Here is a 19,603-nt window from a genome sequence, read left to right as displayed (position 1 = left end):
CCCTCCCGCTTTGCCCTGGCGAAGCATGCCCCGGGGACGCGCCGGGGTGCAAGGTCAGGGCCTCGCGCGCCGCTGGTATGGCGGGATTCCGGCGGTGGGGCACGGCCCGATGCCCCTGCCCCCCTACGGCCGTTTCACGCCCCCGCCCACAGCCCGTCCGGGGTGAGGCCGAGGAGGTCGATGGCGTTGCCGCGCACGATGCGCTCGACGACCTCGCGGTCCAGGTGGCCCATCTGGGCCTCGCCGACCTCGCGGGACTTGGGCCAGGTGGAGTCCGAGTGCGGGTAGTCCGTCTCGTAGAGGACGTTGCCCACGCCGATGGAGCCGAGGTTCCGCAGGCCGAAGGGGTCGTCGAAGAAGCAGCCGAAGACGTGCTCGGCGAAGAGCTCGGACGGCGGGCGGTGGACCTTGTCGGCGACCCCGCCCCAGCCCCGGTTCTCCTCCCAGACCACGTCCGCGCGCTCCAGGATGTAGGGGATCCAGCCGATCTGCCCCTCCGCGTACATGATCTTCAGGTGGGGGAAGCGTTCGAACTTGCCGCTCATCAGCCAGTCGACCATCGAGAAGCAGCAGTTGGCGAAGGTGATGGTGGAGCCGACGGCCGGCGGGGCGTCCGCCGAGGTGGAGGGCATCCGCGAGGAGGAGCCGATGTGCATCGCGATGACCGTGCCCGTCTCGTCGCAGGCGCGCAGGAAGGGGTCCCACTCGTCCGTGTGGATGGACGGGAGCCCCAGGTGCGGCGGTATCTCGGAGAAGGCGACGGCGCGCACGCCCCGCGCGGCGTTGCGGCGGACCTCCTCGGCGGCCAGGCGGGCGTCCCACAGCGGGACGAGGGTCAGGGGGATCAGGCGGCCCGCCGCGAGGGGGCCGCACCACTCCTCCACCATCCAGTCGTTGTAGGCGCGTACGCCGAGCAGCCCGAGCTCGCGGTCCTTGGACTCGGTGAAGGTCTGGCCGCAGAAGCGCGGGAAGGTGGGGAAGCAGAGGGCGGACTGGACGTGGTTGACGTCCATGTCGGCGAGGCGCTCGGGAACCGAGAAGGAGCCGGGGCGCATCTGCTCGTAGGTGATGACTTCCAGTTTGATCTCGTCACGGTCGTACCCGACGGCGGTGTCCAGGCGGGTGAGCGGCCGGTGCAGATCCTCGTACACCCACCAGTCGCCGACGGGGCCGTCGTCGCCCTTCGCGCCCATGACGGGCGCGAACTTGCCGCCGAGGAAGGTCATTTCCTTCAGGGGGGCGCGGACGACCCGGGGGCCGGTGTCGCGGTACCGGGACGGGAGCCGGTCCCGCCAGACGTGAGGGGGCTCCACCGTGTGGTCGTCCACCGAGATGATCTTGGGGAAGGTCTCCATGGCTTCCACGGTAGCGGTGAACTGACGGATCGTCAGCTCTTCGGGCGCCAGTCGTCGCCCGGCCGTTCCCCGGCCGGGAGCGGATGGCTCCGCCACGGGCTGACGCGTACGCACAACACAGGGCAGACTGGCCCTTGAACCGACGGAAGGCAGGGGGAGGACAGATGGACGGCGACCCGACCATCCCGCACCAGCCGAGCGACTCCGACGGTCCCGGCACGCCCGCCCACGCGCCCGGGGCCCCCGGGACGCCGGCCCGCGGACACCACCGGTTCGCCGTGCTCGGACCCATCCGGGCGTGGCGCGGCAGCGATCCGCTGCCCTCCGGCAGCCCCCAGCAGCGCGCCCTGCTCGCCACGCTCCTGCTGCGCGACGGCCGCACCGCCACCGCGCCCGAGCTCATCGACGCCATCTGGGGCGAGGACCCGCCGCAGCAGGCTCTCGCCACCATCCGCACCTACGCCTCCCGGCTCCGCAAGGTCCTCGACCCCGAGCTGCTCGTCAGCGACGCCGGCGGCTACGCCATCCGGCTGCCCCAGCAGGAGGCCCTCGACCTCGGCATCGCCCGCTCCCTCGCCGCCGACGCCGAGAAGGCCCGCACCTCGGGGGACCGCGCCCTGGCCCGCACGCTGCTGGCCCGCGCCCTGGACCTGTGGGACGGCGAACCCCTCGCCGGGGTCCCCGGCCCGCACGCCGAGACCGAGCGCACCCGGCTCGGCGAATGGCGGCTCCAGCTGCTGGAGACCCGCCTCGACCTGGACCTGGAGACCGGCCAGCACGCCGAGGCCGTCTCCGAGCTGACCGCCCTCACCGCCGCCCACCCGCTGCGCGAACGGCTGCGCGAGCTGCTGATGCTCGCCCTCTACCGCAGCGGCCGCCAGGCCGAGGCCCTCGCCGTCTACGCGGACACCCGCCGGCTCCTCGCCGACGAACTCGGCGTCGACCCGCGGCCCGAGCTCTCCGCCCTCCAGCAGCGCATCCTCAACGCCGACGCCGAACTGGCCCGCGCCGAGGACCCCGCCCCGGCCGCCGCCCCCGCGGCGGTCCTCCCCGCCCAGCTCCCGGCCACCATTCCGGACTTCACCGGCCGCAGCCCCTTCGTCAGCGAACTCGGCGCGATCCTCTCGGGCTCCGACGGGCAGGTCATGGCCGTCTCCGCGCTCGCCGGCATCGGCGGCGTCGGCAAGACCACCCTCGCCGTCCACGTCGCCCACGCCGCACGCCCGCACTTCCCCGACGGCCAGCTCTACGTCGACCTCCAGGGCACCGACCCCCGCCCCGCCCTCCCCGAAGCCGTCCTCGGCTCCTTCCTGCGGGCCCTCGGCACCCCCGACAGCGCCATCCCCGACTCCCCCGCCGACCGGGCCGCCCTCTACCGCTCCACCCTCGACGGCCGCCGCGTCCTGGTCCTCCTCGACAACGCCCGCGACGCCGCCCAGGTCCGCCCGCTGCTCCCCGGCACCGCGGGCTGCGCGGCCCTCGTCACCAGCAGGGTCCGGATGTCGGGCCTCGCCGGCGCCCATCTCGTCGACCTCGACGTGATGAGCCCCGAGGAGGCCCTGCAGCTGTTCACCCGTATCGTCGGCGCCGAACGCGTCGGCGCCGAACGCCAGGCCGCCCTCGACGTCGTCGGCGCCTGCGGGTTCCTGCCGCTGGCCATCCGCATCGCCGCCTCCCGGCTCGCCGCCCGCCGCACCTGGACCGTCTCCGTCCTCGCCGCCAAACTCGCCGACGAGCGCCGCCGCCTGGACGAGCTCCAGTCCGGCGACCTCGCCGTCAAGGCCACCTTCGAGCTCGGCTACGGCCAGCTGGAGCCCGCCCAGCAGCGCGCCTTCCGCCTGCTCGGCCTCGCCGACGGCCCCGACATCTCCCTGGCCGCCGCGGCCGCCGTCCTCGACCTGCCCGAGCACGACACCGAGGACCTCCTCGAAGCCCTGGTCGACTGCTCCCTCCTGGAATCGGCCGCCCCCGGCCGCTACCGCTTCCACGACCTCGTACGCCTCTACGCGCGTGCGTGCGCCGAACGCGACGAGCAGCCCCCCTGCGGGCGCGAGGCCGCCCTCGACCGGCTCCTCGACTTCTACCTCGCCACCGCCTCGCGCGTGTACGCCCTGGAGCGGCCCGGCGACCGGCTGCCCGCCCACCTGTCCGCCACCCGCCACCCCGGACTCGTCCTCACCGAACCCCGCGCCGCCCTGGACTGGCTGTTCGCCGAGGCAGACCCGCTGCTGGCCTGCGTACGGCAGTCCGCGGGGCGGCCGGAGGCGCTGCGCCGGGCCGTGGACCTGCTGTGGGCCGCCAAGGACCTCTCCGAGTCGGGGGCCAACTCCAAGCAGTACGAGTCGGCCGCGCTGACCGTGTGCGAGGCCGCGCGCGCCGCCGGGGACCCGCGCACCGAGGGCCGGGCGCGGACCACCCTGACCATGGTCCACCTCTTCGTCGGCCGCTTCGACGAGGCCGACGACCAGGCCCGTCAGGCGATGGAGCTGGCCCGGCTGGCCGGTGACCCGCTGCCCAGCTGCTGGGCGCCCAACGACCGCGGGATCATCGCCCTCTACCAGAAGCGGCACACCGACGGGGAGCGCTTCCTACTGGAGGCCATCGAGAACTTCCGCGCCGACGGCAACTTCATCGGCGAGGCCAGCGCCCTGTGCAACCTCTCCCGGATCCACGTCGTCCTGGGCCGGCTCTCCAGCGCCATCGACCTCGCGCAGCAGGGCATCGCCATATACGACCGGATGGGCCTGACCCTGCGCCTGGCCAACGGCCGCTACGCGCTGGGCATCGCCCTCACCCAGGCCGGACGGCTCACGGAGGCGCTGGAGCAGCTCGGCGAGGCGCTGTCGCTGTTCCACGACAACCGGCAGCCCCTGTGGGAGGGCGTGACGCACTTCCGGCTCGCCGAGGCGCACCTGGCGGCCCTGCGTCCCGCCCTGGCCGCCAAGCACGCCGAGCAGGCCATCGCCCTGCGCGGGATCGGCGGGGAGTGGCGCCGGGCGACGGTGCTGACCGTCCTGGGCAAGGCGCTGCGCCAGCTCGGCCAGGCGGACCGGGCGCGGGCGTGCTGGCGGGACGCCGAGGCCGTGTTCCTCCAGCTGGGCTCGGCGGAGCTGGCCGAGGTGCGGGCCCTGCTGGCGTCGGAACTGGCCGCCTGACCCTCTCCGGCCCTCTCTGACCCTTCTGACCCGGGGTCCTGGCCGGTGGGCGGTCGGCGGAGGTCCGGTGGACGGACGATGGACGGACGCGTTCATCGTTCGTTTATCGCCGAACGGCAGGATGAGTGCATCGACCCGGGGCGTCGGGGGGCACCCGGGCCGGCTGGTGGACCACCCGTTCGGCGGTCCACGGGGGAATCGCCGAACGGGTCACCGCCCACCACCAGGTCACATACGAGTACGAGATGAGGAGAGTCGATGGCGACGAACGAGAACATCCTGCCGCTCGACGGCGACATCAGACCGCTCGACAACCATGCTTCCGGTGCCGGTCTGAACCCGCTGGACGACCCGCCGGCCCAGCCGCCGGCCCAGGCCGCGCCCGGTGACAAGCCGCTGGACAACCACGCCTCGGACCTCGACATCGTGGCGATGGACAACCACGCGTCCGGCCCGCTCCCGTAACGGGCGCTGCCGCGTCAGCGGTCGCGGGGGCGACCGCTGACGCGGAGGCGGACGGCAGGACCCACGGGGGCCCACGGGGGAGACGTACGGGGGGCCTTGAGCGGTCGTACGGGGGACGTACGGGGGACCGCCCGAGGACGTACGGGGGAGCACGGGGGCAACGGGGGCAACGGGGGGGAACAGGGGAAGTACGGGGGACGTGCGGGTGGGCTCACGGGGGATTCGGGGGAATCCGGGTGCGCCCGCACGGGGAACGTACGGGGGAAGGTACGGGGGAACGTACGCCCCGGGAGCGGCGGTCGCGGTGGCCGGAGGGGGACCACCGCGGCCGCCGCGCACCCGTACGTCCGCAGGCGCTCCCCCGCCCGGTCACCGCCCGGACGGGTGCGCCGGACCCGCCCCGGCGGCGCCACCCGGTGGCTAGGCTGAGGCCGTGTTCACCTCCCAGGGCCCGAGCCTGCGCGAACTGGCCGTCCAGGCCCTCTCCTCGGTCGAGCGGGGCTACGACCTGCTCGCCCCCAAGTTCGACCGGACGCCCTTCCGCACCCCGGACCGCATGCTCGACGCCGTCGAGGAGGCCCTCGCCCAGGGGGAGGGCTCCTTCGGCAGCGGCCTGGACGTCTGCTGCGGTACCGGCGCCGGTCTGGGGATGCTGCGCCGCCTGTGCCGGGACCGGGTCACCGGGGTCGACGTCAGCGCCGGGATGCTCGCGGAGGCCGCGCGGGCGCACCCCGAGGGCGTGGACCTCGTGCGGGCCGACGCGCTGGCGCTGCCCGAGCGGCTCTGGAACGCGTACGACCTCGCGGTCAGCTTCGGCGCCTTCGGCCACTTCCTCCCCGCCGAGCGGCCCGCCCTCTTCGGCGGGGTCTACCGTGCGCTGCGCCCCGGCGGGGTGTTCGCCTTCCCGGTCGGCGCCCCGGTGGCGCCGACCTCGCCCGTGTGGTGGGCGGCGGCGGGCTTCGACGCGGCGATGCGGGTGCGCAACGCGGTGTGGCGGCCGCCCTTCGTCATGTACTACCGCACCTTCCCCTTCGGCCCGGTCCGGGCGGACCTGAGGGCGGCGGGCTTCACCGTGGAGACGGTCCCGCTGGCCCCCTTCGGCCTGCGCGAGGACGGCACCCCGCACTGGCGGCTGCTGCTGGCCCGCAAGCCGGGGCTCTAGGGTTCTTCGGGGCCTTTCGAAGTGCCGGCTCAGCGGATGCCGTCGAAGGGGAGGTGGACGCGTTCCTGGTCGGTGACGTCGTGGCCGTCGCGCAGGCGGGCCATGTCGTTGCGGGACAGGGAGCGGCCGTAGAGGCGTACGTCGTCCAGGGCGCCCGCGTAGTAGGCCCGGTAGTCGGGCTGGGTGCCGAGGTGGATGGTGAAGGCGCCGGCGGGACGCAGGTCGCCGGCCGCCCCGGTGGCGGTGGCCGGCGAGGCGCCGTCCACGGAGAGTTCGAGGCGGCCGCCGATGCGCTGGAGGACGACGTGGTGCCAGGTGTCGTCGTCGGTGCGGGTGCGGGCCGTCACCGAGACGGGCCCCGTTCCGGCGTTGACGGTGGCTTCGAGGCGGCCGGTGGCGGGGTCGGCCTCGATGCGGATCTGCCGGGCGGTGGGGCCCTGCCCGTAGGCCCAGACGAGGGGCTGGCGCCGGCCGCTGTCCCGGTCCTGCCCGCGGGTCTTGTACTGCACCCAGACGGCGAGCGCGAAGTCCCTTTCCCCGACGCGGAGTTCGTCGGGGCAGTCGATGAGGCGGAGGAAGTCGTCCTTGCCGTCGAAGCGCAGGGCCCTGCCGCCGCCGGGGCGGTTGCCCAGGCGGGGGGAGCCGTGGACGACGGCGTCGTTGTGGTGGCCGGTGGCGTCATCGGTGCGGCGCGGGGTGAGGTCCTCGGCGGCGGCGCGCAGTTCGTGGGGGCCGAAGGCGGTGAACCTGATGTAGCCGTGGGGGGTGCCGTTGGCGGTCTCGTAGAGCAGGCCGACGCGGCCGCCGGGGAGGGCCGCCATGTCGGAGTAGCCGGCGCGTTCGCGCAGCACGACGGCGCCGTCCTTGGACCAGGTGCGGCCCTCGTCCTGTGAGGTGCGTACGGCCAGGGTCCAGCGGTCGGAGAACTCGGCGCCGGGGCGGCTGGGCGCGGACAGCAGCAGGGGGCCGCCGGGGAGCTGGAGTACGGATCCGGAGGCGGGCGGGGCGGGCAGGCCGCTGACGGGGACGAAGCCGGGGGCGGGGACCTCGGGCACGGCGGCGTCGTCGATGATCGCCGAGACGCGGTGGTCGGAGGTGCCGCAGGTGGCGGTGGAGCGGGCGTTGACGTAGATCCGGCCGTCGGGGAGCTGGGTGAGGGCGGGTTCGTTGGGGGCGGGGGTGCCTTCGGGGGCGCCCCAGCGGGCGCCGGGCTTCCAGGTGAGGCCGCCGTCGTCGCTGTAGAGGAGCTGGGCGCCGGACTCGCCGGACTCGGTGCGGTAGTCGGCGCTGACGACGAGGCGGCCGGGGCGGTCGGGGCGGGTGGGGGTGAGCTGGACGCCGTGGCCGGGACCGACGGAGACCCAGGCCCAGTCGGCGCCCTTGAGCTGGGGCTGCGGTGCGGGGTCGGTGGTCCAGCTGGCGCCGTCGTCGGTGCTGTGCGCCACGCGCAGTTCGCGGGGGCCCCGGACGCGGCTGCCGTCGGGGGCCGGGGTCCAGGTGCTGTAGGCGTGGAGGAGGGTGATGCGGCCGGAGGCGGAGTCCACGACGGGCGCGGGGTTGCCGTAGGCGCCGGGGTCACCGGCGCCGCGGATGACCTGGAGGGGGCCCCAGGTGCGGCCTTCGTCGGTGGACCGCTTCAGGACGAGGTCGATGTCGCCGATGTCGTCGCAACCGGAGGTACGGGCTTCGGCGATGGCGAGGAGGGTGCCGTCCTGGGTGGTGGTGAGGGTGGGGATGCGGTAGCAGTCGTAGCCCTCGGTGAAGGCGCTGAAGGGCGCGGACACGGCCGCGGTGAGCCCGGGCTTCCTCTGGCCCGCTCCGGCCGGGGAGTCCTCGTCGCCGTCGGAGGGCCCGTCCGGGCCGGGCAGCAGCCCGCTCCCGACGACGGCCAGCACGGCCACGGCCCCGCCGACGGCCCAGGCCCGTCCCCGGGCGGACCGCCAGATTCGGACGACTGTCTGATACGCGCTCACCGGTGCAGGCTAACGCGGGGGACGGCGGGGGGCCGTGGGGAGTCTCGGGGGCGGCTCGGGGTGGGGTGGGGGTAGGCGTCGGGGTGATGCCGGATCCGGGGCGGGGGGCGGCGGACGCAGGATCGGGGCCATGAGCAACGAGGCGCTTGTGCGGGGGATTTCGGGTTCGGCGGGCGGGGGGCCGGAGGCTGGAGGGTTGCGGAGGGTGCCGGGGGGTGGCGTGGGGGCGCGGCCGTGGGGGCCGCGGAGGGCCGGGTTCGTGCGGGGGGCGTTCGCGGGGGCGCCGCTGTGTCTGCTGGCGTACGGGCTGGTGCGGCTCTCCGACCCGGGCCACGGGCCCGGGGTCGCCTGGACGGCCGGCCATCTGGCGCTCGCCCTCGGGGTGGCGCTGTTCGGCGCGGTGTTCCCCGGCCTGCGTCGGCTGACGGAACCCGCCGGGCGCGCGGGCCGGTGGAGCGCCGGGGCGGCGACCGGGCTGGGGCTGGCCGGGGCGGCCGCGGTCGTCGTCCAGGCGGGCATCGACCTGGCGGTGGGGTTCGCGTCCGCCGACCGGGCGGGGATGAACCGGCTCTTCGAGCGGATCCAGAGCCGGCCCGGGGTGGAGCCCGTCGTGTACTCGGTCGGTCCGATGCTCTTCTACGTGGGCCTGCTGTGGATCGTGGGACAGCTGGCGGTGCGGCGCCGGATCGCGGTGTGGCGGGCGGCGGCGGTGCCGGCCGGCACGGGCGTGATGGCCGCCAGCCTCGACCTGATCCCGCTCGGCGCGCTCCTCTTCTACGCGGCCCTGTCCCCGCTGGGCCGCGACCTGGCCGCCCGCGAGTGCGCGGCCCGCGCGGACCTGGCGTACGCGGGGGCCTGACGGCCGCGCGGCCCAGGACGCCCGGCAACGCGGGGGCCCGGGCGGCGGTCGGTGCGTGACGGGCACAGCCCTGGACCAGGCCGGCGGCCGGTTGCAGACGGGGTGCACGCCGCGGCGCGGAGGATTTAATGCGTCGACAGCGCCCCCGGCACCGGGCACAGTGGCCGCCCGTGACGAGCAGTGAACTGTGGACCCGCGCGACCGCCGACCGCTACGACGCCGAGGAAGCCGAAGCCTCCTCGGCTGCCGTTCTCGGACCGGCCCTCACCTTCCTCGCCGAGCTCGCCGGAGACGGCCGGGCGCTGGAGTTCGCCATCGGAACCGGACGGGTGGGGGTCCCGCTCCGGGAACGCGGCGTGCCGGTGGTGGGCATCGAACTGTCCGAGCACATGGCGGCGGTGCTGCGGCGCAAGACCGACGAGGACACCCTCCCGGTGGTCATCGGGGACATGGCCACCACCGTGGTTCCGGGCCGCTTCACCCTGGTCTACCTCGTCTACAACACCATCTCGAACCTGCTCACCCAGGACGAACAGGTCGAGTGCTTCCGCAACGCCGCACGGCACCTGGAGCCCGGCGGCCGGTTCGTCATCGAGCTGGGCGTGCCGCCGCTGCGGTTCCTGCCGCCCGGCCAGGTCGCGGTGCCGTTCGACGTCTCGCCGCGGCATCTCGGCTTCGACACCTTCGACCTGGTCGAGCAGATCCTCGTCTCGCACCACTTCACCCGCGACGGCGACGACGGCCGCTACCGCCGCGAGAACTCCCGGCACCGGTACGCCTGGCCGGCGGAGCTGGACCTGATGGCGCGGATCGCCGGGCTGGAGCTGGAACGCCGCGTCGGGGACTGGGACGGCTCTCCGTTCACCCAGGACTCCGCGAAGCACGTCTCCGTGTGGCGCAAGCCGGCCTGAGCCCGGTGCGCCGGGGCCGCGCGGGGGTCAGTGGCGGCTTTCGCGGAGCCGGGTCTTCAGGATCTTGCCGCTCGCGTTGCGCGGGAGGGACGGGACGAACTCCACCTCGCGCGGGACCTTGTAGTTGGCCATCTCGCGGCGGGACCAGGCGATCAGGTCGTCGGCGGTGAGGGTGGAGCCGGGGCGGCGGACGGCGTACGCCTTGCCGACCTCGCCGAGGCGGGGGTCGGGGATGCCGACGACGGCGACGTCCGCCACGTCCGGGTGCAGCCCGAGGAGTTGCTCGATCTCGGCCGGGTACGCGTTGAAGCCGCCGACGATGAACATGTCCTTGATCCGGTCGGTGATGCGCAGGTTGCCGGCGGCGTCGAGGACGCCGACGTCGCCGGTGCGCAGCCAGCCGTCCGGGGTGAGGGTGCGGGCGGTGCCTTCGGGGTCCTCGAAGTAGCCGCGCATCACGTGGTAGCCGCGGACCCGGACCTCGCCGGGGGTGCCGGGTGCGCACGCGGATCCGTCGGGGCCGGTGATACGCAGCTCCGTGCCGGGGATGGCGCGGCCGGAGGTGGCGGCGATGACCTCGGCGGGGTCGCCACGGCGGCACATGGTGACGATGCCGCCGGCCTCGGAGAGCCCGTAGGCGGTGAGGACGGTGGCGATCCGCAGTTCGGCGCGGAGCCGTTCGACGAGCTGGAGGGGGACGACGGCGGCTCCGGTGACGACCAGACGCAGCGCGGAGAGGTCGTGGTGCTCGCGCTGGGGGTGGTCGAGCAGCGACTGGTGGAGGGTGGGCGGCCCGGGGAGTACGGAGATCCGCTCGGCGGCGATGTTGGCGAGGACGGTGTCCACGTCGAAGACGGGCTGGGGGACCATCGTGGCCCCGCGCATCAGGCAGGCGATGATGCCGGCCTTGTAGCCGAAGGTGTGGAAGAAGGGGTTGACGATGAGGTAGCGGTCGCCCTCGCGCAGCCCGGCGAGCTCGCTCCAGACGGCGTAGCAGCGGAGGGTCTGGGCGTGGGTGATGACGGCGCCCTTGGGGCTGCCGGTGGTGCCGGAGGTGAAGATGATGTCGGACGGGGCGTCCGGGGGTATCGCGTCGGCCCGGGTGCGCACGGCGGAGGCGGGAACCGCGTCTCCGCCGGCGAGGAAGTCCTTCCAGGTGCGGAAGTCGGCGGGGGCGTCGTCGGCGAGCACGACGACCTGCTCCAGATCCGGCAGCCCCGGCAGCGGGCCGCGGCGGGGGCGGGTGCCGACGGTGCCGGTTCCGGTGGCAGCGCCTGCGGCGGGGCGGGTCGGGCCGGCCGGGCCGGTGGCGGGGGTGCCGGGCCCGGAGTGCGTTCCGGAGGCGCGGGCAGAGCCGGGGCCGGTGGCGGTTCCGGGGGTGCCTGGGGCGGGGGCTTCGGTGGTGGCTCGGCGCAGGGAGGCCACGTACGAGGTGCCCAGGAAGGTGCCCGTGACGAACAGCAGGCGGGCGCGGCTGCGCTGGAGGACGTAGGCGGCCTCGGCGCCCTTGAAGCGGGTGTTGAGGGGGACGAGGACCGCGCCGGCGGTGACGGCGCCGAGGGCGGAGACGATCCAGTCGGCGGTGTTGGGCGCCCAGACGGCGACCCGGTCGCCGGGTTCGACCCCGGCGGCGAGGCAGGCCGCGGCGGCCCGTTCGACGCGGTCGCCGAGCTGGGCGTAGTCCAGGCGGGTCCGGCCGTCGACCACGGCCTCACGGCCGGCCCAGCGCCGGGCGGCGTCCCGTACGAGCGCGGCGACGTTCCCCCAGCGCAGATCCCCCCGCGGATCCCCGGCCTCCACGGCGCCCGAATCCACCGCACCCGGCTCCACCGTGCCCGCCGCCGCCTTCTCCAGCGCAGCCTCAGCCCCCGCCGCGTCCACCGCGAGGGGTGGCTCCACCGCCGGCGCAGCTACGGCATCCCTCTCCGCCGGCTCCGGCCCCACCGCACCGGGCCGCGCGCCGGCCGGCCCCCGCGCGCCCGGCGTCGCCTCGACCGCCTCCGCCGAGCCCGGCTCCACCGCACCCGGCTCCAGACCGTCCTGCCCCCGCGGGTCCGGCTTCGCTTGGTTCATCGTGCGGTCCTCCCTCCCCCGGCTACCGCTGGGCGGTGTCCAGGGACCCGGTAGCTGACTATCCGTCAGATTAGCTGTAGCCTTCGCGGCTGTCAGCAGTACCGGCGCACCCCGGAGGTGGCGATGGCGGCAACGCTCAAGGACGCTACGGCAATTGTGGGTATCGGCCAGACCCCCTTTGCCAAGCGGCTACCCGCTCCGGAGAAGGAGCTGGCCTGCCGGGCGATCCTCGCCGCGCTCGCCGACGCCGGGATCGCGCCCGGCGAGGTCGACGCCTTCGCCTCCTACACCATGGAGGAGACCGACGAGGTCGAGGTCGCCAAGGCCATCGGGGCGGGCGACGTCACCTTCTTCTCCAAGGTCGGCTACGGCGGCGGCGGTTCCTGCGCCACCGTCGGCCACCTCGCCGCCGCCATAGCCACCGGCCAGGCCACCGTCGGCGTCGCCTGGCGCTCCCGCAAGCGCGGTTCCGGACCGCGGCCCTGGAAGAACACGGCCGTCCAGCTGCCCACCCCCGGCCAGTGGACCCGCCCCTTCGGGCTGCTGCGGCCCGCCGACGAGATCGGCATGCTGGCCCGTCGCTACATGCACGAGTACGGGGCCACCCGCGACCACCTCTTCAACGTGGCGATGGCCTGCCGCAACCGGGCCAACGAGAACCCCGCCGCGATGATGTACGACCGCCCGCTGACCCGCGAGATGTACATGTCCTCCCGCATGATCAGCGACCCGCTCTGCCTCTTCGACAACTGCCTGGAGACCGACGGGGCGCTGGCCTGCGTGATCGTCTCCGCCGAGCGGGCCCGCGACTGCCGGCACAAGCCCGTCTACGTGCACTCCGCCGCCCAGGGGCTGCCCGCCCAGCACCACGGGATGGTCAACTACTGGAACGACGACCCGCTGGCCGGCCCCGCCTGGACCGCCGCCCGCCATCTGTGGAAGCACGCCGACTTCGGGCCCGCCGACGTGGACGTCGCGCAGATCTACGACGCCTTCACTCCCCTGATCCCCCTCTCCCTGGAGGGCTACGGCTTCTGCGGGCGCGGCGAGGGCGCCGCCTTCACCGAGGGCGGGGCGCTGGAGATCGGCGGCCGGCTCCCGCTCAACACCGGCGGCGGCGGGCTGAGCGAGGCGTACGTGCACGGCTTCAACCTGATCAACGAGGGCGTCAAGCAACTGCGCGGCACCTCCACCGCCCAGGTCCCGGACGCCGCCACCTGTCTGGTGACGGCGGGCGAGGGCGTGCCCACCTCCGCGATCCTGCTGCGCGCCTGAGCCCCCGCCCCGCACCCCCGAGGAGCCTCACGATGACCACCGCACCCCAGCTCCTGCTCCCCGTCCCCGACGAGGACGGCGCCCCGTTCTGGGAGTACGCCGCCCGGGGCGAGCTCCGCGTCCAGGGCTGCGCCGCCTGCGGGCGGCTCCGGTTCCCGCCCCGGCCCTGCTGCCCGCACTGCCAGTCCTTCGACTCCGAGTGGCGGCTGATGAGCGGGCGGGGCCGGATCTGGTCCTACGTCCTGCCGCACCCCCCGCTGCTGCCCGCGTACGCGGCGCAGGCCCCGTACAACGTCGTCCTGGTCGAGCTCGCCGACGCCCCGCACATCCGGCTGGCCGGGAACCTGGTCGCCTCCGCCGACGCCCGGCTCGACTCCGTCGACCCCTCCCGGCTGCGGATCGGGGCGCGAGTGCAGGTGGTGTTCACCGAGACGGGCGGGATGGCCGTCCCGCGCTGGATCCTGGAGCGGCCGTGACCCTGCGGGTGGAGCGGGACGAGGAGAGCGGGGTCGCCGTCGTCACCCTTGACCGGGAGCACCGGCACAACGCGGTCGACCTCGACACGGCGGCCGAACTGGCGGCCGTATGGCGGGAGTTCCGCTTCGACGAGGGGGTGCGGGCGGTGGTGCTGACGGGCGCGGGCACGGCCGCCTTCTGTACCGGTATCGACCGCTCGGCGCGGGTGCCGCAGCCGGCCTCCCCGTACTGCGTCGACGACCCGCTGACCGGCATCGGCCCCAAGGCGAACGACCTGTGGAAACCGGTGGTGGCCGCCGTCAACGGCATGGCCTGCGGCGGGGCGTTCTACCTGCTGGGCGAGGCGGAGTTCATCGTGTCGGCCACCACCGCCACCTACTTCGACCCGCACACCTCGTACGGGATGGTCAGCGCGTACGAGGCGGTGTACATGGCCCAGCGGATGCCCTTCGGGGAGGTCGCCCGGATGTCCCTGATGGGCACGGCGGAACGGCTCTCCGCGCGCCGGGCGTACGAGATCGGCCTGGTCTCGGAGCTGGCCGAGCCCGGGGAACTGCTCGCGGCGGCCCTGCGGTCGGCGCGGACGCTGGCCTCGTTCCCGACGGAAGCCGTCCAGGGCACCGTACGGGCGCTGTGGTCGGCGAAGCAGGCCGCACTGCACCAGTCCCTCGCCCAGGCCCCGGCCCTGATCGCCCTGGGCAACCTCCCGCCGGACCGCCAGGCGGACCTGTTCGCCGCGCGCCGCCCGGGGACGGAGTTCCGGCTGCGCTGATCGGCGGCCCCTCGCCGCGCGCAGCCGGAAGGAATCCCTCCACTCTCTGCGCCGCCAGCGAAGCCGGGCCCCCATCCGGCCTCCGCGCGGCGGATCCGTGGTTGCATCCCTGCACCGAACCCGGCGGCCGCCGCACTCCCGCGTCCCTTCGGTGAGCACCATGTCACCACGAGGAACCGGGCGAAATGCGACGCAACATCACCACCGAGATCATCATCGACGCGACCCCCGAAGAGGTCTGGAAGGTCCTGGCGGACCTGCCCCGCTACTGCGTCTGGAACCCGTTCATCCAGCAGGCCGAGGGCGTGATCGCCCCGGGCGAGCAGCTGCGGCTGACGATGTACACGCCGTCGGGGAAGCGGACCGTCTTCCGCCCCCGGGTCGGGGTCTGCGTACCGGCGGCGGAGCTGCGCTGGACCGGGCACTTCCTGGTCCGCGGCCTCTTCGACGGCGAACGCTTCCTCCGGCTCTCCGAAGGCCCGCGCCGCACCACCCGGCTGGTGCACGGCGAGCGGTTCCGGGGGCTGCTGGTGCCCTTCGCCGGCGGGCTGCTGCCGGGCACGGCCCGTAGCTTCGCCGCCATGAACGAGGCCCTGCGCACCCGCGTCGAAGCGGCCCGGGCCGCCTCCTGACGCACCGGACGCCACGGCCGGGGTGCGGGCCCCAGGGGCCCCGGCTAGCGTCGGGATCATGACCCCTACCCCGGAGGACCGGGCATGATCCGCAACGCCATCGGTTCGCTCTTGGGGCTGATCGCGGCGGCCGTCGCCGTCTGGAGCCCCTTCCGCGTCTGGTACGACGGCCGGCACGGCCGTGACTACCGCGTCGAGGAACTGTTCTCCGGTTCCGGCCTCACCGCCGACCGGCCCGCGCTGCTGGGCTCGCTGCTGCTGCCGATGCTCTTCGCCGCGCTCGTCACGCTGGCCGCGGTCCTGCGGCGCTCGCGGCTGCTGACGGCCCTGGCGGGCGTGGTGGTGCTGGGCGTGGCGGTGCTGTGGCTGGTCCGCCAGGGGCAGGGGGGCGGCGGCCTGTCGGTCGGCGCCGACGGGAAGGGCCTCGGCGACGGGCTCGCCAGTGCCTTCGGCGCGGGTGCGCTGCTGCTTCTGGCGGCGGCGGTGATGCGCGGGCGCCGACGACGGCTCCGACGCCGGGATGTGGCCCTCGAACCGCTGCCGGGGGTGCCCGCCGGGGAACCCGAGCCCTGGGAACCGGCTGACCGGCCGTAGCGGCCCGGCCGGTCAGCGGCCCGGCCGGTCAGCCGGTCGGACCGGTCAGCGGTCGGACCGGTCAGCGGTCGGACCGGTCAGCGGTCGGACCGGTCAGCTGATGCGGCCGACCTGGCAGCGCTGGACGGCGTTGGCCTTGGCGGCGTCGGGCATCGGGACGGTGACCGTCTGGGTCTCGCGCGGCTTGAGCGTGACGCGGACGGAGGTCCGGTCGACGGTACCGGCATTGCCCTCGAAGGTGAGCGGCACGTCGACGGTGCGCTGGGTGTCCAGGTCGGAGGTGACCTGGAGGACGGCCTTCGCCCGGCCCGGAGCGGCGCAGGAGACGACCGTGGCGTGCGCGGGCGGATCGCTCTTCGTGCTCTTGCCGGTGCCGCTGCCACTGCCGGTGCTGCTGTTGCTGCTGTTGTTGCTGTCGTAGGTGCTGCTGTGGCTGCTCTTGCCGGACGAGCAGCCGTGGCCGCCGCTGCCGCCGCCGTGCCTGCCGTGTGCGGAGAAGCCGGTGAGCGAGAGCACCACACCGACGAGTACAGCGGTGAACTTCATATGACGACCGGCCACCATGGCGCGATTCCTTCCCCCGAGGACAACGGCGGATCACGCTACCAGCGGCCGCCGACACCGAGGCTCCCGCGCGAAAGGCGGCGGCCCCGCTCCCCCTGAGGGGGCGGGGCCGTCGGCGTCCGTGGGGTGGATCAGGCGGCGTCGACGACGCCGGAGGCCGCGATCTCGACCTTGCCCTTGGGGGTGCCGGACGGCGAGCCCAGGGCCTCGATCTGGTCGACGAGCTCCTGGCCCGAGACGACCTCGCCGAAGACGACGTGCTTGCCGTCGAGCCACGGGGTGACGACGGTGGTGATGAAGAACTGCGAGCCGTTGGTGTTGCGGCCGGCGTTCGCCATCGACAGCAGGTACTTGCGGTCGTGCTTCAGGTCGAAGTTCTCGTCCGCGAACTTCTCGCCGTAGATGCTCTTGCCACCGGTGCCGTTGTGGTTGGTGAAGTCACCGCCCTGGAGCATGAACTGGGGGATGATGCGGTGGAAGCCCGAGCCGGCGTAGCCGAAGCCGTTCTGGCCGGTGGCCAGCTCGCGGAAGTTGCGCGCGGTCTTCGGGACGACGTCGTCGAAGAGGTTGAAGACGATGCGGCCGGCGGGGGCGCCGTTGATGTTGATGTCGAAGTAGACGTTGCTCATGGGTCCCATCCTGTCACTCCCGGTGCGGAACGCGACCCGGCGGGGCCCTGAAGCAGCGTGACACAGCCCCCATACGGGGTGGTCCGTCCCGATATGGGCAGGCCGGGGCGCCTGGCGCCCCGGCCCTCGCTCCGACCCTCGCGCCGGCCCCGCGCCGGCCCCCGGCCGGTCAGCCTCCCGTGCGGGTGCCCGTGCCCTTGGCGGCGTCCAGGGCGTACACGCAGCGGTCCTTGCTGCACGCGTACACCACCCCCGCCTCCGCCACCGGCGCTCCGGTGATCTCCCCGCCGGTGGCCAGCTTCCAGCGCAGCTGTCCGCCCGCCGCGTCGAGGGTGTACAGGCAGTGGTCGGCCGAACCGAAGTGGACCCGGCCGTCCGCGACCACCGGCGGGCCGGTGATCTCCCCGCCCGCCGCGAACCGCCACTTCGGGGTGCCGGTGACCGCGTCGAGGGTGTACAGGGCGCTGCCGGCGCCGAGGTGGACGTTGCCGCCCGCCACCAGCACCGGGTCCGCGGCCGGGCGCGGTTCGGTGGCGATGCGCCAGCGGTCCTTGCCGGTGGCGGCGTCCAGGGCGTAGACGGTGCCCAGGTAGTCGGCGAGGTAGACCCCGCCGCCCGTGACGGCCGGGCCCGGCGCGAACGCGGGCGGGGCCAGGAAGACGGCGGGCGCCTCGAAGTGCCAGCGGACCCGGCCCGAGGCCCGGTCGACGGACAGCACCCGGGTGCCGGCGGCCACGTACACGTTGCCGTCGGGGGCCGGGGTGACGCGGACCGGGACGTTGCCGCAGGAGGCCGCGTCCCCGACCGGGTAGGACCACGCCTCCAGCCCGGAGCGGGCGTCGAGGGCGCGCAGCCGGGCGTCCTGCCAGACGTAGACGGTGCCGTCGTGGAGGACGGGGGCCGCCTCGGGGGTCTCGAAGTCGCACTGGGCGCCGCTCAGCTCCCACAGCTTCTGGCCGCCCGACGCCTCCCAGCCCTGGACCCCGCCGCCGCGCGTGGCGGTGATGACGGTGCCCCGCTCGGCGCGCAGGGCGTACACCCAGGCGTCGGCGTCCCGGCGCCACCGCTCGGAGCCGTCGGTGGCGTCGAGGGCGAAGAGGGAGGGGCCGTCGGAGGCGTGGATCCGGCCGTCGGCGACCGCCATGGACCAGGCGACGTCGCGGGTCTTGAACTGGCGCCGGCCGCTGCCGACGTCCAGGGCGTGCACCTCGAAGGAGGTCACGTACAGCAGGTCGCCCGCGACGGTCGGGGTGCCCCACACGTCGTTCGACATGCGGAACCGCCACGGCCGCCAGCGGCCGCTGTCCGGCGAGGGCCCGGGACCCGGGACGGACGGGGTCGCCGCCGGCGCCGCGGCGGACGCCGGGACACCGGCAGGCGGGCGCACCCATCCGGTCGCCGAGTCGGCGGCGGAGAGCCCGTCGGGGGCCGCGGCGGCGGCACGCGGGCCGGGACCGATCGACACCGGCGAGGCCCCGAGCCGCACGGGCGCACCCGGCACCGAGGAGGCCGGCGCCAGCGGCGGCCGGTCGGGACGCGGCGGCAGGGCCTGCCCGGTGCGCGGGTCGGTGAACGGGTCGGCGGTGCCTCGCGGCGACCGGCGGTGCGTCGCGGGCCCGGGGACGGGCGGCGCGGAGACGGGCCCTGCGGCGGGGCCGTGCCCTGCGGCGGGGGCATGGCCGGAGCCGGGCGCGTGCCCCGGGCCGGGTCCGTGATCCGGGCCGGGCGCGCGCCCCGGCCCCGCGGGGCCGCCCTGCGGCGCACGCGAAGGGCCGGCCGGGGACGGGACGCCGGGGACGGGCGTACGGTGCCCCGCGCGCCGGGCCTCGATCATCGCGACGGCCCGCGCCGGGAGCCACGCCGAGGCGGTCCCGCTGTCGTCACCGCCGTCGAAGAGGTGCGGGGCCAGCTGCGCCTGGAGGTCGGCGGGGGTCGGGCGCTGGGTGGCCTCCATCTGCATGCAGGAGTCGATCAGCGGCCGCAGCTCGTCGGGGAGCCCGTCGAGGTTGGGGCCCTCGCGCAGCAGCATGAACACCGTCTCGACCGGGTTCGCCCCGTGGTACGGCGGGTGCCCGGTCGCGGCGAAGACGAGGGTGGAGCCGAGGGAGAACACGTCGCTGGCGCCCTTGACGCTGCGGGAGTCCTTCGCCTGCTCGGGCGACATGTAGGCGGGGGTGCCGACGGCCACGTTCGTCATCGTCAGCCGCGTGTTGGACACACCGCTCGCGATACCGAAGTCGATCACCCGCGGTCCGTCCTCGACCACCAGCACGTTCGACGGCTTCAGGTCGCGGTGGACCAGCCCCGCCCCGTGGATGGACTGGAGCGCCTCGGCGATGCCGGCCGCGAGCCACCGTACGGCCTGGACGGGCATCGGCCCGCACTCGTTGACGATCTCCTCCAGCGAGGGCGCCGGCACGTACGCGGTCGCCAGCCACGGCACGGCCGCCCGCGGGTCGGCGTCGACCACGGCCGCGGTGTAGAAACCGGACACCGCGCGCGCCGCCTCGACCTCGCGCGTGAACCGCACGCGGAAGAGCTGGTCCTCGGCGAGCTCGGTGCGCACCGTCTTGATCGCGACCCGCCGACCGGACGCCGACCGCGCGAGATAGACCAGCCCCATGCCGCCGGCGCCGAGCCGTCCCAGCACCTCGAAGGGGCCGATCCGTCTCGGGTCGTGCTGCGTCAGCTGCTCCACCACTCGCCT

Annotated in this window: 16 protein-coding genes; 10 read left to right on the top strand and 6 right to left on the bottom strand. The window is 74.8% G+C overall.

Annotation, left to right across the window (positions count from 1 at the left end):
• Positions 1-134: 134 nt before the first annotated feature.
• Complete coding sequence (locus ABZ716_RS09585; protein ID WP_358957882.1) at positions 135-1,355, bottom strand: amidohydrolase family protein; 1,221 nt, start codon at positions 1,353-1,355, stop codon at positions 135-137.
• Positions 1,356-1,519: 164 nt separating this feature from the next.
• Here ABZ716_RS09585 and ABZ716_RS09580 point away from each other — a divergent pair, with 164 nt between their 5' ends.
• From ABZ716_RS09580 to ABZ716_RS09570, 3 genes are all read left to right on the top strand, one after another.
• A complete protein-coding gene (locus tag ABZ716_RS09580; RefSeq protein WP_358957880.1) occupies positions 1,520-4,510 on the top strand; it encodes a BTAD domain-containing putative transcriptional regulator in 2,991 nt (996 codons plus the stop codon).
• Positions 4,511-4,768: 258 nt separating this feature from the next.
• Complete coding sequence (locus ABZ716_RS09575; protein WP_358957878.1) at positions 4,769-4,975, top strand: hypothetical protein; 207 nt, start codon at positions 4,769-4,771, stop codon at positions 4,973-4,975.
• Positions 4,976-5,408: 433 nt separating this feature from the next.
• Positions 5,409-6,137 carry a class I SAM-dependent methyltransferase gene (locus ABZ716_RS09570; RefSeq protein ID WP_358812003.1) on the top strand — a complete coding sequence of 243 codons (729 nt, stop codon included), beginning with the start codon at positions 5,409-5,411 and terminating at the stop codon, positions 6,135-6,137.
• A 29-nt stretch (positions 6,138-6,166) separates the two neighbouring features.
• On the opposite strand, the gene ABZ716_RS09565 is transcribed toward ABZ716_RS09570, so the two are convergent.
• Positions 6,167-8,110, bottom strand: a complete 1,944-nt coding sequence (locus tag ABZ716_RS09565; RefSeq protein WP_358957876.1) for a sialidase family protein — start codon at positions 8,108-8,110, stop codon at positions 6,167-6,169.
• A 259-nt stretch (positions 8,111-8,369) separates the two neighbouring features.
• Here ABZ716_RS09565 and ABZ716_RS09560 point away from each other — a divergent pair, with 259 nt between their 5' ends.
• Positions 8,370-8,969 (top strand): hypothetical protein, encoded by a 600-nt coding sequence (locus ABZ716_RS09560; protein WP_358957874.1) that lies wholly within the window; start codon positions 8,370-8,372, stop codon positions 8,967-8,969.
• A 170-nt stretch (positions 8,970-9,139) separates the two neighbouring features.
• Positions 9,140-9,880 (top strand): class I SAM-dependent methyltransferase, encoded by a 741-nt coding sequence (locus ABZ716_RS09555; RefSeq protein ID WP_358957871.1) that lies wholly within the window; start codon positions 9,140-9,142, stop codon positions 9,878-9,880.
• Positions 9,881-9,907: 27 nt separating this feature from the next.
• Here ABZ716_RS09555 and ABZ716_RS09550 read toward each other — a convergent pair whose 3' ends face one another.
• Positions 9,908-11,953, bottom strand: a complete 2,046-nt coding sequence (locus tag ABZ716_RS09550) for a fatty acid--CoA ligase family protein (protein ID WP_358957869.1) — start codon at positions 11,951-11,953, stop codon at positions 9,908-9,910.
• Positions 11,954-12,076: 123 nt separating this feature from the next.
• On the opposite strand from ABZ716_RS09550, the gene ABZ716_RS09545 reads away from it, so the two are divergent.
• From ABZ716_RS09545 to ABZ716_RS09525, 5 genes are all read left to right on the top strand, one after another.
• Entirely contained in the window at positions 12,077-13,228 is a 1,152-nt protein-coding gene (locus tag ABZ716_RS09545; protein ID WP_358811998.1) for a lipid-transfer protein, read from the top strand.
• 32 nt (positions 13,229-13,260) lie between these two features.
• Positions 13,261-13,704: an OB-fold domain-containing protein gene (locus tag ABZ716_RS09540; RefSeq protein ID WP_351878703.1), complete on the top strand. Its 444-nt coding sequence runs from the start codon at positions 13,261-13,263 to the stop codon at positions 13,702-13,704.
• The gene (locus ABZ716_RS09535) at positions 13,701-14,477 is read left to right on the top strand and encodes an enoyl-CoA hydratase/isomerase family protein (protein WP_358811996.1); all 777 of its coding nucleotides are present in this window, start codon (positions 13,701-13,703) and stop codon (positions 14,475-14,477) included. Before ABZ716_RS09540 ends, ABZ716_RS09535 begins: the two co-directional genes overlap by 4 nt.
• A 185-nt stretch (positions 14,478-14,662) precedes the next feature.
• Positions 14,663-15,109, top strand: a complete 447-nt coding sequence (locus ABZ716_RS09530) for an SRPBCC domain-containing protein (RefSeq protein WP_358957866.1) — start codon at positions 14,663-14,665, stop codon at positions 15,107-15,109.
• 84 nt (positions 15,110-15,193) lie between these two features.
• Positions 15,194-15,703 (top strand): hypothetical protein, encoded by a 510-nt coding sequence (locus tag ABZ716_RS09525; RefSeq protein ID WP_358811994.1) that lies wholly within the window; start codon positions 15,194-15,196, stop codon positions 15,701-15,703.
• Between the two features lie 93 nt (positions 15,704-15,796).
• Here the strand turns inward: ABZ716_RS09525 and ABZ716_RS09520 are convergent, their stop codons facing one another.
• The 3 genes from ABZ716_RS09520 to ABZ716_RS09510 form a co-directional block, all read right to left on the bottom strand.
• Entirely contained in the window at positions 15,797-16,267 is a 471-nt protein-coding gene (locus ABZ716_RS09520; protein ID WP_358957863.1) for a hypothetical protein, read from the bottom strand.
• Positions 16,268-16,398: 131 nt separating this feature from the next.
• Positions 16,399-16,896, bottom strand: a complete 498-nt coding sequence (locus ABZ716_RS09515) for a peptidylprolyl isomerase (RefSeq protein ID WP_358957861.1) — start codon at positions 16,894-16,896, stop codon at positions 16,399-16,401.
• Between the two features lie 169 nt (positions 16,897-17,065).
• Positions 17,066-19,597 (bottom strand): PQQ-binding-like beta-propeller repeat protein, encoded by a 2,532-nt coding sequence (locus ABZ716_RS09510; RefSeq protein ID WP_358957859.1) that lies wholly within the window; start codon positions 19,595-19,597, stop codon positions 17,066-17,068.
• Positions 19,598-19,603: the final 6 nt, after the last annotated feature.

Origin of the sequence: Streptomyces sp. NPDC006687, from assembly GCF_040636215.1 — a bacterium.
GTDB lineage: Bacteria > Actinomycetota > Actinomycetes > Streptomycetales > Streptomycetaceae > Streptomyces.
This window is presented reverse-complemented; position numbering and strand designations above follow the sequence as displayed.

Coding starts and splice junctions, on each gene's coding strand:
- ABZ716_RS09585 (WP_358957882.1), bottom strand. CDS start 1,355: ATGGAGACCTTCCCCAAGATCATCTCGGTGGACGACCACACGGTGGAG.
- ABZ716_RS09580 (WP_358957880.1), top strand. CDS start 1,520: ATGGACGGCGACCCGACCATCCCGCACCAGCCGAGCGACTCCGACGGT.
- ABZ716_RS09575 (WP_358957878.1), top strand. CDS start 4,769: ATGGCGACGAACGAGAACATCCTGCCGCTCGACGGCGACATCAGACCG.
- ABZ716_RS09550 (WP_358957869.1), bottom strand. CDS start 11,953: ATGAACCAAGCGAAGCCGGACCCGCGGGGGCAGGACGGTCTGGAGCCG.
- ABZ716_RS09545 (WP_358811998.1), top strand. CDS start 12,077: ATGGCGGCAACGCTCAAGGACGCTACGGCAATTGTGGGTATCGGCCAG.
- ABZ716_RS09540 (WP_351878703.1), top strand. CDS start 13,261: ATGACCACCGCACCCCAGCTCCTGCTCCCCGTCCCCGACGAGGACGGC.
- ABZ716_RS09530 (WP_358957866.1), top strand. CDS start 14,663: ATGCGACGCAACATCACCACCGAGATCATCATCGACGCGACCCCCGAA.
- ABZ716_RS09525 (WP_358811994.1), top strand. CDS start 15,194: ATGATCCGCAACGCCATCGGTTCGCTCTTGGGGCTGATCGCGGCGGCC.
- ABZ716_RS09520 (WP_358957863.1), bottom strand. CDS start 16,267: ATGGTGGCCGGTCGTCATATGAAGTTCACCGCTGTACTCGTCGGTGTG.
- ABZ716_RS09515 (WP_358957861.1), bottom strand. CDS start 16,896: ATGAGCAACGTCTACTTCGACATCAACATCAACGGCGCCCCCGCCGGC.